Genomic DNA, 12,486 nt, shown 5'->3' with positions numbered 1-12,486 from the left:
AGTACGCCATGCGCGATTACCACGTTTTTTCGATGGAGCAACCCGGCGGCGAAGTTACCGACCACGGCCAGGTGCTGTCGGTTGACGAAATTCCATGGGCAGGCCGCCAGCTTTGGGCACCCGATGCCGCGCACGCCAACGGAAAGTACTACCTCTATTTCCCAATGAAAGACAAAAATGATGTGTTCAAAATTGGTGTGGCAGTGAGCGATAATCCCGAAGGCCCGTTCACTCCTGAGCCCGACCCCATTGCCGGAAGTTTCAGCATGGATCCGGCAGTTTTCGAAGATGAAGACGGTTCATATTACATGTATTTTGGCGGAATTTGGGGTGGTCAGTTGCAGCGATGGAGAAATGGAGAATATGACCCGGATGGAGAAGAACCCGCTGCCGAGGAGCCGGCGCTGAATCCGCAAATTGCTAAAATGGACGATGACATGCTCAGCTTTTCAGAAACACCAAAAGATGTGCAGATTCTGGATGAAAACGGCGACCCGCTGCTTGCAGGCGACAACGAACGCCGGTTTTTCGAAGCTGCGTGGGTACACAAATACAACGGAACTTATTATTTCTCGTATTCAACCGGCGACACCCACAAAATTGTGTACGCCACAGGCGACAATCCGTACGGGCCGTTTACCTACCAGGGCGTAATTTTAAATCCGGTGCAGGGATGGACCAATCATCACTCGATTGTAGAATTCGAAGGAAAATGGTACCTGTTTTATCACGACACACAGCTCTCAGGGAAAAACCATTTACGGAATATAAAAATGACAAAACTGACTCACAATGAAGATGGCTCGATACAAACAATCGATCCGATGAAGGATTAGATCTTCGTCTCACCAAAATATTTTACAACACAAAAAAATTATGGAAACAACAAAAAAAGTCGCCATTATCACCGGCGCATCAAAAGGAATAGGAAAAGCCATTGCCATTGGTTTGGGAAAAATGAAATACCAGACGGTTTTACTCGGAAGAAATCAGGATGATTTGAAAAAAGTTTCTGATGAAATTGCAAAAGCCGTTGGTCCGCAACCAGTTTCATTTTCACTCGATATCACCAATTCAAAGAAAGTGAAAGAAATGGTTGCCGAAGTTGTCAGGCAATTCGGCCGGATTGATATCCTTGTGAACAATGCCGGCACTCATTTTGGCGGTTCGCTTGATTTGCCTGAGCAGGATTTTAAATCGATGCTGGAAACCAACCTGGTGGCGCAACTTGTTTTTGCGCAGGAAGTAGTTCCGGTAATGAAAAAGCAGCAGTCCGGTTACATTTTTAACGTGGCATCGCGTTCTGCAAAAGTTGGTTTTGCCGGCAGTGGCGGATACTGCGCTTCCAAATTCGGGTTACTGGGTCTCAGCGAATCCCTCTACCGCGAACTCACACCACAGGGAATAAGAGTTACTGCCCTTTGCCCGGCGTGGGTAAATACGAACATGGCGCAGGAAGCCGGAACACCTCTGGAAGCGAAAGAAATGATCCAGCCCGAAGATTTGTTTGAAACCATCCGCTGGTTGCTGAATCTGTCGCCCGGCGCTTGTGTAAAAGAGGTGGTAATTACTAACCCGAAAAGTTTGTAGTTTTACAATTAAAACATTCGATGTATATTTATTAAAATTTATTAAACCTGATTATGAATACATCAAATTCCCGCAGAAATTTCATCAAATCGCTGGCAGTCGTACCTGCCGTAACAGCAGTTGGGTTGCCTTCTCTGTTTTCTGACTCTGAGAAAGTAATGGATCCTTTTTCACACAAGTTCAAACTCAGTTTAAATGTGTATTCGTTTAATAATCCGCTGCGTGCCGGTGAAATCGATTTGTTCGATGTGCTTGATTTTTGTGCCAAATATAATTTCTATGCCATTGACCCAACAGGGTATTATTTTCCGGGATATCCCGATGTCCCTTTGGATGATTATATCCGAAAATTTAAACGGCAGGCATTCCTGCTGGGATTGGACATCAGCGGAACCGGTGTGCGAAACGACTTTGCCAACCCAGATAAAGAAAGCCGCAAAGCCGACATCCAAATGATTGAACAGTGGCTGGTCGCGTCAGCAAAAATGGGTGTTCCGGCCATTCGGCTTTTTCCGGGCCATCATGAGCATGAAGGTTATTCGCGCGACCAGGTTTTTGATTGGATGGCAGAAGATTTCAAAACCTGTTGCGAAATGGGCGAAAAGTACGGCGTAATTATCGCGGTGCAAAACCACAACGGTTTTCTCAAAACAGCAACCGATGTAAACCGATTATTTGAAATGGTGAATTCGGAATGGCTTGGACTGAACCTCGACATTGGAAGTTACCGGCTGCATGATCCCTACGAAGAAATTCAGAAAAACATCGACAAGGCGGTGACCTGGCAAATCAAGGAAAATGTGTGGATTGATGGGAAAGAAACACCCACCGATTTTGTAAAGCTTTTTAAAATCATCAAAGATGCCGGCTACCGTGGCTACCTGCCGCTTGAAACGCTTGGTGAAGGCGACCCGTTTGAAAAAGTTCCGGTGCTGCTGAAAAATGTAAGGTCTGCCCTGGGGCAAATTTAATGGATATGGTTATATCATTCGCTTAATTCCTAATTTTGAATAAAGTTTAGGATTTAAAATATAAATACATTATGCCGGAATTGAAAAATCAGCCAACACTTTCAGATTATCAAAGCTATGTGAGCCAACTGGAAAAGGAACGTGGTTTTTCCGAACAATCGACCATTGATAAATGCCTGTTGCTGGGAGAAGAAGTGGGCGAATTATTCAAAGCCATTCGAAAAACAGAAGGACTGGCAATAGATTCCAATTCGCATGTTACTGAAGTTGGCGATGAGCTGACTGATATTTTTATCTATCTGTGCGCCATAGCAAACCGCAAAAATATCGATTTGGAAAAAGCCTTTCGGGCAAAAGAAAAAATCAATAAAAACCGAACCTGGAAAACTGCTTAACATGGAATCGATTCGAGTGCCTTTTGAAGAGATGAAAGACGAATTTAAAAATATTCTGCTCAAATCTAATTTCACAGAAACAAAAGCTGAAAAATGCGCAGAAGTTTTTGCAGCGAATAGTTTGGAAGGCGTTTATTCGCACGGTGTTTACCGCTTTCCGCGGTTTGTGGATTACCTGAAAAAGGGGTATGTGAATCCTTATGCTGAGCCTGAACTGGTTCACACGGCAGGTGCGCTCGAACAATGGAACGGGAACCTGGCACCCGGAATTTTAAATGCTGAATTCTGTGCAAATCGCGCCATGGAAATTGCAGCAGAAAATGGGATTGGCTGTGTTGCAATTGCAAATACCAACCACTGGATGCGTGGCGGAACTTATGGCTGGCAGGCGGCTAAAAAAGGTTTTGTTTTTATAGGCTGGACCAACACCGAAAAAAACATGCCGGCATGGGGCGCCAAAGACAGCCGGCTGGGGAACAACCCGCTGGTTTTTGCAGTGCCTTACAAAAATGAAGCAATTGTGCTCGATTTTGCTATGACCCAGTTTTCGTATGGCAAAATGGAAGCAACCGAAATGGCAAATAAGAAATTACCGTTTCCGGGCGGATTTGATAACGAGGGAAACCTCACAACCAATCCTTCCGAAATTCTGGAGACACGCCGCGCGCTGCCCATCGGCTACTGGAAAGGTGCAGGACTTTCACTTTTGCTGGATATTTTGGCAACCGTTTTATCGGCAGGTCGTTCAACAAAAGAGCTCAGCAAACTGGAAGCTGAATATGGAGTTTCGCAGGTTTTTATTGCCATCGACACAAAAAAGCTGAGCAACTTCCCGGCAATCGAACAAACAATTAATGAAATAATCGATGATGTTAAAGCTTCTGTTCAGGATGAAAATCAATCCGCAATCCGTTTTCCCGGCGAAAGGGTAGTGGAAACAAGAAAAGAGAACCTGGATAATGGGATTCCGGTACTTAAAAAAATCTGGAAAAAAATTGTAGACCTGAAGCAACCCTGATACCACTTTTTTCATCTTTTTACGAAATAAAAATAACCGGTTGAAGGTTAATCTCATGGGATTCATCATCAACTTGAAAATTCATGTATTTATTAATTTTGAAATCTGAATAATTAAAGCAACAATCATGAGAACAAAAAGATTCTACAAAAACATTTTATTGATTTTGGCACTTCCGGTTTTCTTTTTTGCGTGTAACGATGAGGAAGAAAATGTTGTATTTGAGTTGCAGGCTGATGCATACATCGTAAAAAAGAAAATGAATGAAGAAATGAAATACGGCATTGCTTATTTTGCCTACGGGAACAAAGCAATTGAGTCTGCAACGGTAACACCACCGTCGGGTGCAGGTGATACTTTTTCACTTGACGCATCAGAAAGTTCAACTTACACTTATTATAAAGAACCCTCGGCTGATGATTATTCGGCCACATTTCCCGTCGAAGGTCAGTATGTTTTTGATGTGGAAAGCCAGGACGGAGAAGCAATTCAGCAGACTGATTTGGTACAAAACGGACTTTTGGAATTACCCGTAATTACTGAAACCACTTATCATTCAGATGTTGAAAGTATGACCGTTAAATGGGAAACGCCCGAAAATGCCGACGGCCAAGTAGTGAAGTTGCTGGATGAAGATGGAGAAGTTATTTTTCTGAGCTATACGCTTATTGCAACGGCCGATGAGTACGATATAAATCAGGATTCAGGAAACTGGGATGGTTCAGCTTATTCCGGCGAAAATTACACCTTGCAGGTCCAGGCTTTTACTTATGAATCTGGTGTTAGCCAGGACGATTTTCTTTATAATATTAAGGAAATCGCCATTGCTGAAAAAGAAATTACATGGGGTTCCTGATGTAGGTAAGCTATTGTGATCAGCAGGGTTACGACCTGTGGTCATTCAAATTTTTGAAAACAAATAATAAAAGGTGCATCAAAAGAATTTTACTTTTCGATACACCTTTTTTTATCAGTTTTATCTATGCGAAAGATAAATGGTATTATGAGATCATTTCATCGAACAATCGTTTTTGTTCTTTCATTGCTGCGATTCTGTCATCAGGAGATGTTCTTGCCTCAAGCAAAATCCAGCCATCGTAGTTCATATCCGAAAACAGATTCATAAGCTTCGGGTAAGGATAATCACCCACATTTAATTCGCGAATATGAACCGTGTCGCCAAACCATTTTTTTACTGAATTGAAGTTGGCTTCCAGTCCGGGTGGCAGTAAATCCTGGTCATTGCAATTCCAGCAAATTTTCACACTGTTTTCGGTTACCTGTTCAAATATCGCTTTCATATTTGGCAGTTGCTGTGTTAACTTGCCGTGTACTTCAACCCGAATGAGCTGTCCCATATCGCTTGCAGCTTTCCCGCATTCGTTTAACGAAGCAGCAATTTGGGCAATGGTTTTTTCTTTGGGTACTTCAGGAGGCAATCCGTTTGGTTTTACCTTGATTCCTGTTGCACCAATATCCTTGCAAAGTTTCAGGTAATCAATTGTTCCTTTGATGTTCTCTTTAACTTTACGTTGATCAACATTGTGATACTCGAAATTCGATCCGTATCCGACACAGGTAACGGGACTGTCGGCAAACCGTTTTTTTACCTCCAAACGTTCATTTTTATTGAGGGAGGTTTCAACTCCGTGCGCATGTTGTGTGCGTAATTCAACGCCCGGCAACCCTGATTTCTCGCAGTTGGTAATTAAGGTAGGCAAATCCCAGTCTCTTCCCCACTGATAAGTTACCAGCCCCAGTTGCATCCCCGATTTTTTTTGCATTGAAAATGCTGTCATCGGATTTAATAAAGCTAACCCCGTGCCGGCAACCAGGCTTTTCTGTATAAAACTTCTTCTTGAGTGATCCATTTTGCTGATTTTTTCAAAATTACATTGAGGCAAACTCATCTGCCAGCTCGTTGATTTTTTCGTCGCTCAGATCTTCGGAAGCAACAACAAGCCTGTATTTGAAAGTTGTTGTGTCACCCTTGTCCATACTGAAATTCAATTCTTTTTCGCCATCCGAAAATATTTTCTGACCAAGCGTGTTGGCAGCAAACAGTCCGTAGCCACGCGCGTGCCAGTAGGTGGGGTAACCCACGTTTGAAGGGTAATCGATAATTACCAGTGAAACTTTTTCGCCGTTTATTTCGCTCGAAAGTTTCATCCATCTGCCCCTGGTTCCCCAAACTTCGGCGCCTTCAACACCTTCAGAACTCCTGTAATTTCCTTTCACCTTCGAATTGTCCATTTGCTTTACTTCAGTCACATTCCCGTGCGAATCAAGCAGTTTTGTTGGTTGGTCAGACGGAAGTTCCAGTTCGCGGGCAACCCTTATTGCAAACATGCCTTCTTTGTTGTCGGTAAATTTTACTTCATCGGCCACTGCTTCTAAAGTGGTTTCCCTGTCAATAATCCGAATGTCATCATCTTCCTGCCTGAAAATAAACCTGGTTTCTTCATCCAGCAGTTTTTCATTGTCAGGAGTCAGCCACTCTGCTGTGGTAACCAGTTCGGCTTTATTTTTTCCACTTTTAGCTTTTTCAACTGAAACATGCTCTATGTGGCCATAGTCCTCTTTTTTTTCCGGCGGAATGGCTTCCGAATTGTTCCAGAAATCAAGTCCGTTTACATTTCCGTAGTTTAACCAAACTCCCACATGGTGTGGATGATCGGTGCGGTCACCTTCTTTGTTGACCATCGGATAGCTTCTGGTGAGCATGTTTCCTTCAGGAGAAATCACCGGCCAAAGAACCGGTTTCATAATATTTTCGGGGTAGATGTAGGAAGTAAAAAGCTGTCCGTCAAATAATACGTCAACTTTTTTTTCTGCTTTATTGACTTTTAATTCAATTTGTTGTTTGTTTCCACACTGGCAAAACAAAGTTGCGGTGAAAAACAGGGCAATAGTTATAAGTCCGTTTCTGAAATTCATTCTTTCATACATTTTTTGTGTTTTTTTGAAAGAAGCACTTAATACAATTGTTTGACCAAAAATACAAATGCTTCTTTTATAATTAAAAACATTCCCATGTTTTACACTTTGTTGGGAACAACATAGTTGGCGCGGTAGTTCCTGGTAAGCATTTGATCGGCTTCCGGATCATTTACAAATTTCTCGGCGCCCGGGTCAAAATTAAGTACTTTGCCTAACCGGTAAGCAATATTTCCGAGATGTGCCAGGCCTGAAGCAAGATGTGCAGTTTCAACCGGGCCATTCAACACGCTGGCATCGTGTTTACGCACTGCTTCAATAAAATTGGCGAAGTGACCGTCGGTTCCTCCTGCGCCCCTGGCCATTCCTGTAGCTTCAGCTTCACCGTCGTCGCCTGAAATTCCGGGTTCACGGTCTCTTCCCAAATAGGTTTTAAATTTACTGTAGCCATCCACTACAAGTATTCCTTTGTCGCCATAAAAAATATTACCAACGGTAACATCTTGTTCAGTGTTGGTACACCATGGCCGTACTTCAAACTGAATAATTTTGTTTTCTTCCGGATAATTATAAACAGATGTAAGCACTTCGGGAACTTCTTTGGCATCGTCCCAAAGGAATTTTCCTCCCATCGAAGTAATTTCAGTAGGTAAACCAACATCCAGTCCCCACATACACAGGTCGGTTTCGTGGATTCCCTGGTTACCAACATCACCGTTTCCGTAATCCCAGTGCCAGTGCCAGTTGTAATGAACCAGGTTGCGTGTGAACGGGCGTTTCGGAGCCGGTCCGGTCCACAAATCATAGTCGAGTCCTTCAGGAACAGGAGAGAATCCCTTGTCACCAATACTCGGCCGCCAGCGAAAAACCAATCCGCGGGCCATGTAAACTCTTCCGATATAACCATCGCGCAAAAGTTGAATAGCCTGGTTGACTGCCGGTGAACTTCTTAGCTGAACTCCGTGCTGTACGATTCGATCGTATTTTTGGGCAGCTTCAACCATTTTCCGGCCTTCCCAAATGTTGTGCGAACCCGGTTTTTCTACATAAGCATCTTTCCCAGCCTGACATGCCCAGATAACTGCCAATGAATGCCAGTGATTTGGTGTTGCAATGCTCACCACATCAATGTCTTTGTTATCCATCACTCTTCGCAAATCCTGCTCAAGTTTCACATCCTGGTTGTAAGTGTCTTTAAAGTCAGTCTGTCTTTCTTTGAGCACGTTCATATCCGGGTCGCACAATGTTACAACCTGAACATTATCCTGCTTCATCAGACCTGAAACATGACTTTTTCCTCTTCCGTTAAGCCCAAGTACAGCAGCGTTTATCCGGTCGTTTGCACCAAATACTTTTGCAGAGATGATAGTTGGGGCAACAATTGCTCCTGTACCTGCAACAGCAGATTTTTTGATAAATTTTCTTCTTGTTTCTTTCATTTTTTATTAGTTTTATATTGTTGAATTCAATAAGCCTCCACAGTTAAATAAGCCAGATACTTTTATTTGATTACATATAATTAAGGTATTCATTTATCCATAGGCATATCAATTTTAATGAATAATTTTAATAATTTATAGATCATCTCGATTGTCGTGTACGTTACCGGAAAATTACAACATTAATAATTGTAATGAAAATAAAAATTGATGTTATAAATCAGATTTGTATTTAAAGTGGATTTTATAGGGATTTAAATAAAAAAGAAAAGGCTGTCAAAGGACAGCCTTTTTGTCCCTTTCGGGACTTAACCTAAACCAACTAAACCTAATAAACCATAAACTTGCAAAGATGCAAGCCAGATGATTTTTCTTAAATATTTTCGTTCTGTTTTTTGAACTTTGGGATACTTCCCTTTTGTCTTATCAGGCACAAAGATATCAATTTTTTTAACCTGAATAATTTTCCCCGCTTAAAGGAAGTTATTTTTTCTCTTTCCCAAACTCTTCCAAAACCTTATTTACCGACCCGTGTAAAAGAAGCAGTCTGCGGGCTTTCTTTTCATGGTAACCCAGTTCTTCCATAATTATACGGGTTCCACGCTCCACCAATTTTTGGTTGGTTAACTGCATGTTAACCATCCGGTTGCCTTTCACACGTCCCATTTGAATCATCAGTGTGGTGGTAATCATGTTCAAAATTAATTTTTGGGCGGTTCCCGATTTCATACGCGTGCTGCCGGTAACAAACTCAGGGCCCACAACTGCTTCAATCGGAATTTCAACATTTTGTGCCAGTACTGAACCTGGGTTACTGGTAATGCAGGCCGTAAGGATTCCTTCCTTCCGCGCATTTTTAACAGCCCCCACAACAAAAGGCGTTCTTCCCGAAGCTGCAATTCCAACTACTGTATCCAGTTCACCGATATTGTATTTTTTCAATTCTTCCCACGACAGATTTCCATCGTCTTCAGCCGCCTCAATCGCTTTCCGAATAGCCTGGTCGCCGCCGGCAATCAGGCCGATTACAATGTCGTAGCCAACACCGAAAGTTGGTGGTATTTCCGAGGCATCCAAAATTCCGAGCCGCCCGCTGGTGCCGGCCCCCACATAAAACAACCGGCCTCCTTTTTTTACTTTGGGTACTATTTCGGTTACCAGTTTTTCAATTTGCGGAATGGTTTTTTCAACAGCCGGCAGCACTTTTTTGTCTTCGTTATGGATGCCTTCCAGCAATTCCCGAACACTCATTTTCTCGAGGTTGTCGTAAGGCGAACTCGATTCAGTTATGCTATTCATTTTTAGAATTTTGTAAATGGTAGTGCAGCAAATTTAGCAAGGGTTCTTTAATTATCGTTCCCGGGGTAATATTTTTTTCAACAAGCACTTTCAGCAGTTGTTCCTGAAAATGAAAGGCAACTGAACCCACAAAGCAAACTGAAAGTTGCTGGTACCCCTCGTATTGGGCTACATTCCGGGTGATAAAATCATCAAATGCACTCCTTACAATTTTGTCACAATATTCGTTTTCAATATTTTCTTTCAGAAAAGGAACAAAGCCGGCGAGAAACCGGTTGGGTTTTTCCTCTTTGTAAACACTGTTCAGAAATTCGTGGTATTGCAGCGGAAATTTTTGCTGAAATTTTCCGGAGAGCTCAGCGGGCATAATTTTTTTCAGGTAGTCGCCAACCAATTTACGGCCAAGGTAAGCCCCACTTCCTTCGTCGCCAAGGATAAATCCCAGCGGCGGAACATGCGCAGTTATTTTGTTTCCATCATAGAGGCACGAATTGGAGCCGGTACCCAAAATGCAGGCAATTCCGCTTTTTTCACCAAGTGTGGCATGTGCTGAAGCCAGCAAATCGCTTTCCACTTCGAGTGTGGCACCGGGGAATAGTTGAGAGAGTGCATTTTTTATCACGCCGGCCTTTTCATCGTTTACCACTCCGGCACCATAAAAATACACGGCGGTAATTTCCCTTTTTAATTTTGGTACGAGCTCTTTTCTGAGTTCGGCAACAATATCTTCCGTTGTTCTGAAAAAAGGATTAATTCCATTTGTTGAATAGAATTTTTTAGTGTTATCTGAATCGGAAACACACCAGCTAGTTTTGGTGGAACCGCTGTCTGCAACGAGAATCATAACTATAATATTTATTCAAAAGTAGAACTTAAAAAGCTATACTCAAAATGGATTCTGAATTTTCATTGGGCTGCATCACACTATCTTTTAAAATAAATATCTTTGTTTGCACCAAAAGAAAAATAGAAATGAAGAATTTTCTGTCACTGTTTATTGTGTCACTTTTTTGTTTTTCAGTTTCTTCTCAGCCAGTTTATCCAAAATATGAATTCCGCGGTGTGTGGGTAGCTACGGTGGTTAACATTGACTGGCCATCGGAACCGGGACTTTCCACTGACGAACAGAGGCAGGAAATTATCGATATTTTGAACATGCACCAGCGGCTGGGAATGAACGCTGTTATTTTACAGGTTCGGCCGAGTGCCGATGCATTTTACCCTTCTGAACTGGAACCGTGGTCGCGATACCTGACCGGCATACCGGGGGCGGCTCCAAATCCATATTACGATCCGCTGGAATTCTGGATTGACGAATGCCACAAACGTGGTATGGAATTGCACGCCTGGCTCAATCCTTATCGCGTGGCTCAAAATTTTGAGCAGCCGCTGGCTGCGAATCACATTGCATTTCAACACCCTGAGTGGATTTTGAAGTATGGCAACCGGCTCTATTTTGACCCGGGATTGCCCGAAACCCGCGAATTTGTGGCCGAAGTGGTAAAAGATATTGTGGCCCGTTACGATGTGGATGCCATACATTTCGACGACTATTTTTACCCTTATCCTTTGGAAGAAGAATTTCCTGACACCGCTTCATTTGCCCGCTATAACCGTGGATTTTTCCCGGAAAACAAAGCCGACTGGCGACGCGAAAATGTGGACATCATCATAAAAAAACTGAATGAAACCATTAAAGCCACCAAGCCGTGGGTGAAATTCGGCATCAGCCCGTTTGGCGTGTGGCGAAATATAGCCGACGACCCGCAGGGTTCCGGTACCCGTGCGGGAGCTACCAATTACGACGATTTGTATGCCAACATTATTAAATGGCAGGAAATGGGCTGGATCGATTACACCTTGCCACAGCTTTACTGGAAGATTGGACATCCGCTGGTCGATTTCAAATTACTCTGCCGCTGGTGGAGGAATCATGCCTATGACCGTGCTATGTACATTGGCCACGGCGTTTACAAGAGCAATGTGAATTCAAATGTACCCGAATGGACGCAGCCCGGCGAACTCCCGGCTCAAATCAGGTATTTGCGTATAATTCCCGAAATTGGCGGATCAGCTTTTTACAGCAGCAAGCATTTCAAACGCAACTTGCAAGGGTTTCAGGATAGCCTGACATTCGATTTGTACCGGCATCCGGCAATTGTGCCGCCAATGCCGTGGATTGATAATCAGCCGCCCCAACCGGTGAACGAGTTTAACAAACGATGGTGGAAAGGTGTGAAATGGGAAATTAAAGAAGCGCAGAACGAAATGGATAAGCCCTGGCGTTATGTGATTTACATGAACGAAAAAGGAACCCGTTTCGATCCTGCCAACCCGGAGTTTATCTATACCATTATTCCCGCTAAAGACGACAAATTCAAATTCCGGCGAATTAATGAAGATAAAAAAGAATATGAGGTGCGTATGTCGGTACTCGATCGTCTGAACAACGAAAGTGAACTGAGTGAACCGGTGATCTTAAAACTTTAATAAGATTGAAAACGAAATTCATTAAAAAAATTGATTTCTAAATCCAATCAGCTAAATTTGTAGCTTTTGCGGCTTGTAGCTCAGTTGGCAGAGCAGCTGACTCTTAATCAGCGGGTCCAGGGTTCGAGCCCCTGCAGGCCGACAACAATAAACAAGGCACTTTCAGCGATGGAGGTGCCTTCGTAATTTCAGGACGGGTACAACATAGGTACAACAAATCTATCTAATATATATATATTTACATATTGCAGCAATTCAGGGATTAAGTAATTATTATTCGATTATGCCGAAGGTTTTCTATAAAGGACATAGTAATACTGTACAGCAAAAATATAGGCTTCTCACTG

The 12,486-nt window shown here is 42.9% G+C and carries 13 protein-coding genes and 1 tRNA gene; 8 read left to right on the top strand and 6 right to left on the bottom strand.

Features of this window, described 5'->3' with window-relative positions; all coding sequences use genetic code 11:
* From ACTCNA_RS16000 to ACTCNA_RS15975, 6 genes are all read left to right on the top strand, one after another.
* Positions 1–836 (top strand): glycoside hydrolase family 43 protein (locus ACTCNA_RS16000; protein WP_462948940.1); only part of this gene is annotated, 836 nt, incomplete at its 5' end.
* 40 nt (positions 837–876) lie between these two features.
* On the top strand, positions 877–1,590 hold the full coding sequence (locus tag ACTCNA_RS15995) for an SDR family oxidoreductase (protein WP_462948939.1): 714 nt from the start codon (positions 877–879) through the stop codon (positions 1,588–1,590).
* A 53-nt stretch (positions 1,591–1,643) separates the two neighbouring features.
* On the top strand, positions 1,644–2,561 hold the full coding sequence (locus tag ACTCNA_RS15990) for a TIM barrel protein (RefSeq protein WP_462948938.1): 918 nt from the start codon (positions 1,644–1,646) through the stop codon (positions 2,559–2,561).
* A gap of 71 nt (positions 2,562–2,632) precedes the next feature.
* Positions 2,633–2,956: a MazG nucleotide pyrophosphohydrolase domain-containing protein gene (locus ACTCNA_RS15985; protein WP_462948937.1), complete on the top strand. Its 324-nt coding sequence runs from the start codon at positions 2,633–2,635 to the stop codon at positions 2,954–2,956.
* Between the two features lies 1 nt (position 2,957).
* Positions 2,958–3,974, top strand: coding sequence for a 3-dehydro-L-gulonate 2-dehydrogenase (yiaK, locus tag ACTCNA_RS15980; protein ID WP_462948936.1), 1,017 nt, complete (start codon positions 2,958–2,960; stop codon positions 3,972–3,974).
* A gap of 127 nt (positions 3,975–4,101) precedes the next feature.
* Positions 4,102–4,830: a hypothetical protein gene (locus ACTCNA_RS15975; protein WP_462948935.1), complete on the top strand. Its 729-nt coding sequence runs from the start codon at positions 4,102–4,104 to the stop codon at positions 4,828–4,830.
* 145 nt (positions 4,831–4,975) lie between these two features.
* On the opposite strand, the gene ACTCNA_RS15970 is transcribed toward ACTCNA_RS15975, so the two are convergent.
* The 6 genes from ACTCNA_RS15970 to ACTCNA_RS15945 all read right to left on the bottom strand — a co-directional run bounded on the left by ACTCNA_RS15970 (position 4,976) and on the right by ACTCNA_RS15945 (position 10,493).
* The gene (locus ACTCNA_RS15970; protein WP_462948934.1) at positions 4,976–5,845 is read right to left on the bottom strand and encodes a sugar phosphate isomerase/epimerase family protein; all 870 of its coding nucleotides are present in this window, start codon (positions 5,843–5,845) and stop codon (positions 4,976–4,978) included.
* 19 nt (positions 5,846–5,864) lie between these two features.
* Positions 5,865–6,923, bottom strand: a complete 1,059-nt coding sequence (locus tag ACTCNA_RS15965; protein ID WP_462948933.1) for a DUF6807 domain-containing protein — start codon at positions 6,921–6,923, stop codon at positions 5,865–5,867.
* 89 nt (positions 6,924–7,012) lie between these two features.
* Positions 7,013–8,350, bottom strand: a complete 1,338-nt coding sequence (locus ACTCNA_RS15960) for a Gfo/Idh/MocA family protein (protein WP_462948932.1) — start codon at positions 8,348–8,350, stop codon at positions 7,013–7,015.
* A 308-nt stretch (positions 8,351–8,658) separates the two neighbouring features.
* Positions 8,659–8,784, bottom strand: a complete 126-nt coding sequence (locus ACTCNA_RS15955; protein ID WP_462948931.1) for a hypothetical protein — start codon at positions 8,782–8,784, stop codon at positions 8,659–8,661.
* Positions 8,785–8,833: 49 nt separating this feature from the next.
* Entirely contained in the window at positions 8,834–9,649 is an 816-nt protein-coding gene (locus tag ACTCNA_RS15950) for an N-acetylmuramic acid 6-phosphate etherase (protein ID WP_462948930.1), read from the bottom strand.
* Positions 9,642–10,493 (bottom strand): BadF/BadG/BcrA/BcrD ATPase family protein, encoded by an 852-nt coding sequence (locus ACTCNA_RS15945; RefSeq protein WP_462948929.1) that lies wholly within the window; start codon positions 10,491–10,493, stop codon positions 9,642–9,644. The genes ACTCNA_RS15950 and ACTCNA_RS15945 overlap by 8 nt, the downstream gene beginning before the upstream one ends.
* Before the next feature lie 128 nt (positions 10,494–10,621).
* Here ACTCNA_RS15945 and ACTCNA_RS15940 point away from each other — a divergent pair, with 128 nt between their 5' ends.
* Both ACTCNA_RS15940 and ACTCNA_RS15935 read left to right on the top strand, forming a co-directional pair.
* Positions 10,622–12,139 carry a glycoside hydrolase family 10 protein gene (locus ACTCNA_RS15940; protein WP_462948928.1) on the top strand — a complete coding sequence of 506 codons (1,518 nt, stop codon included), beginning with the start codon at positions 10,622–10,624 and terminating at the stop codon, positions 12,137–12,139.
* Positions 12,140–12,208: 69 nt separating this feature from the next.
* Positions 12,209–12,281 (top strand) — tRNA-Lys (locus ACTCNA_RS15935).
* The last annotated feature ends 205 nt before the right edge of the window (positions 12,282–12,486 follow it).

Source organism: Tangfeifania sp. (assembly GCF_055108615.1).
The sequence above is the reverse complement of the archived record's forward strand: the minus strand, read 5'-3'. Positions and strand labels throughout refer to the sequence as shown.

Excerpts from the sequence above, each read along its gene's own strand:
- ACTCNA_RS15975 (WP_462948935.1), top strand. The coding sequence starts at position 4,102 with ATGAGAACAAAAAGATTCTACAAAAACATTTTATTGATTTTGGCACTT.
- ACTCNA_RS15960 (WP_462948932.1), bottom strand. The coding sequence starts at position 8,350 with ATGAAAGAAACAAGAAGAAAATTTATCAAAAAATCTGCTGTTGCAGGT.
- ACTCNA_RS15950 (WP_462948930.1), bottom strand. The coding sequence starts at position 9,649 with ATGAATAGCATAACTGAATCGAGTTCGCCTTACGACAACCTCGAGAAA.
- ACTCNA_RS15970 (WP_462948934.1), bottom strand. The coding sequence starts at position 5,845 with ATGGATCACTCAAGAAGAAGTTTTATACAGAAAAGCCTGGTTGCCGGC.
- ACTCNA_RS15940 (WP_462948928.1), top strand. The coding sequence starts at position 10,622 with ATGAAGAATTTTCTGTCACTGTTTATTGTGTCACTTTTTTGTTTTTCA.
- yiaK (WP_462948936.1), top strand. The coding sequence starts at position 2,958 with ATGGAATCGATTCGAGTGCCTTTTGAAGAGATGAAAGACGAATTTAAA.
- ACTCNA_RS15990 (WP_462948938.1), top strand. The coding sequence starts at position 1,644 with ATGAATACATCAAATTCCCGCAGAAATTTCATCAAATCGCTGGCAGTC.
- ACTCNA_RS15965 (WP_462948933.1), bottom strand. The coding sequence starts at position 6,923 with ATGTATGAAAGAATGAATTTCAGAAACGGACTTATAACTATTGCCCTG.
- ACTCNA_RS15995 (WP_462948939.1), top strand. The coding sequence starts at position 877 with ATGGAAACAACAAAAAAAGTCGCCATTATCACCGGCGCATCAAAAGGA.
- ACTCNA_RS15945 (WP_462948929.1), bottom strand. The coding sequence starts at position 10,493 with ATGATTCTCGTTGCAGACAGCGGTTCCACCAAAACTAGCTGGTGTGTT.
- ACTCNA_RS15985 (WP_462948937.1), top strand. The coding sequence starts at position 2,633 with ATGCCGGAATTGAAAAATCAGCCAACACTTTCAGATTATCAAAGCTAT.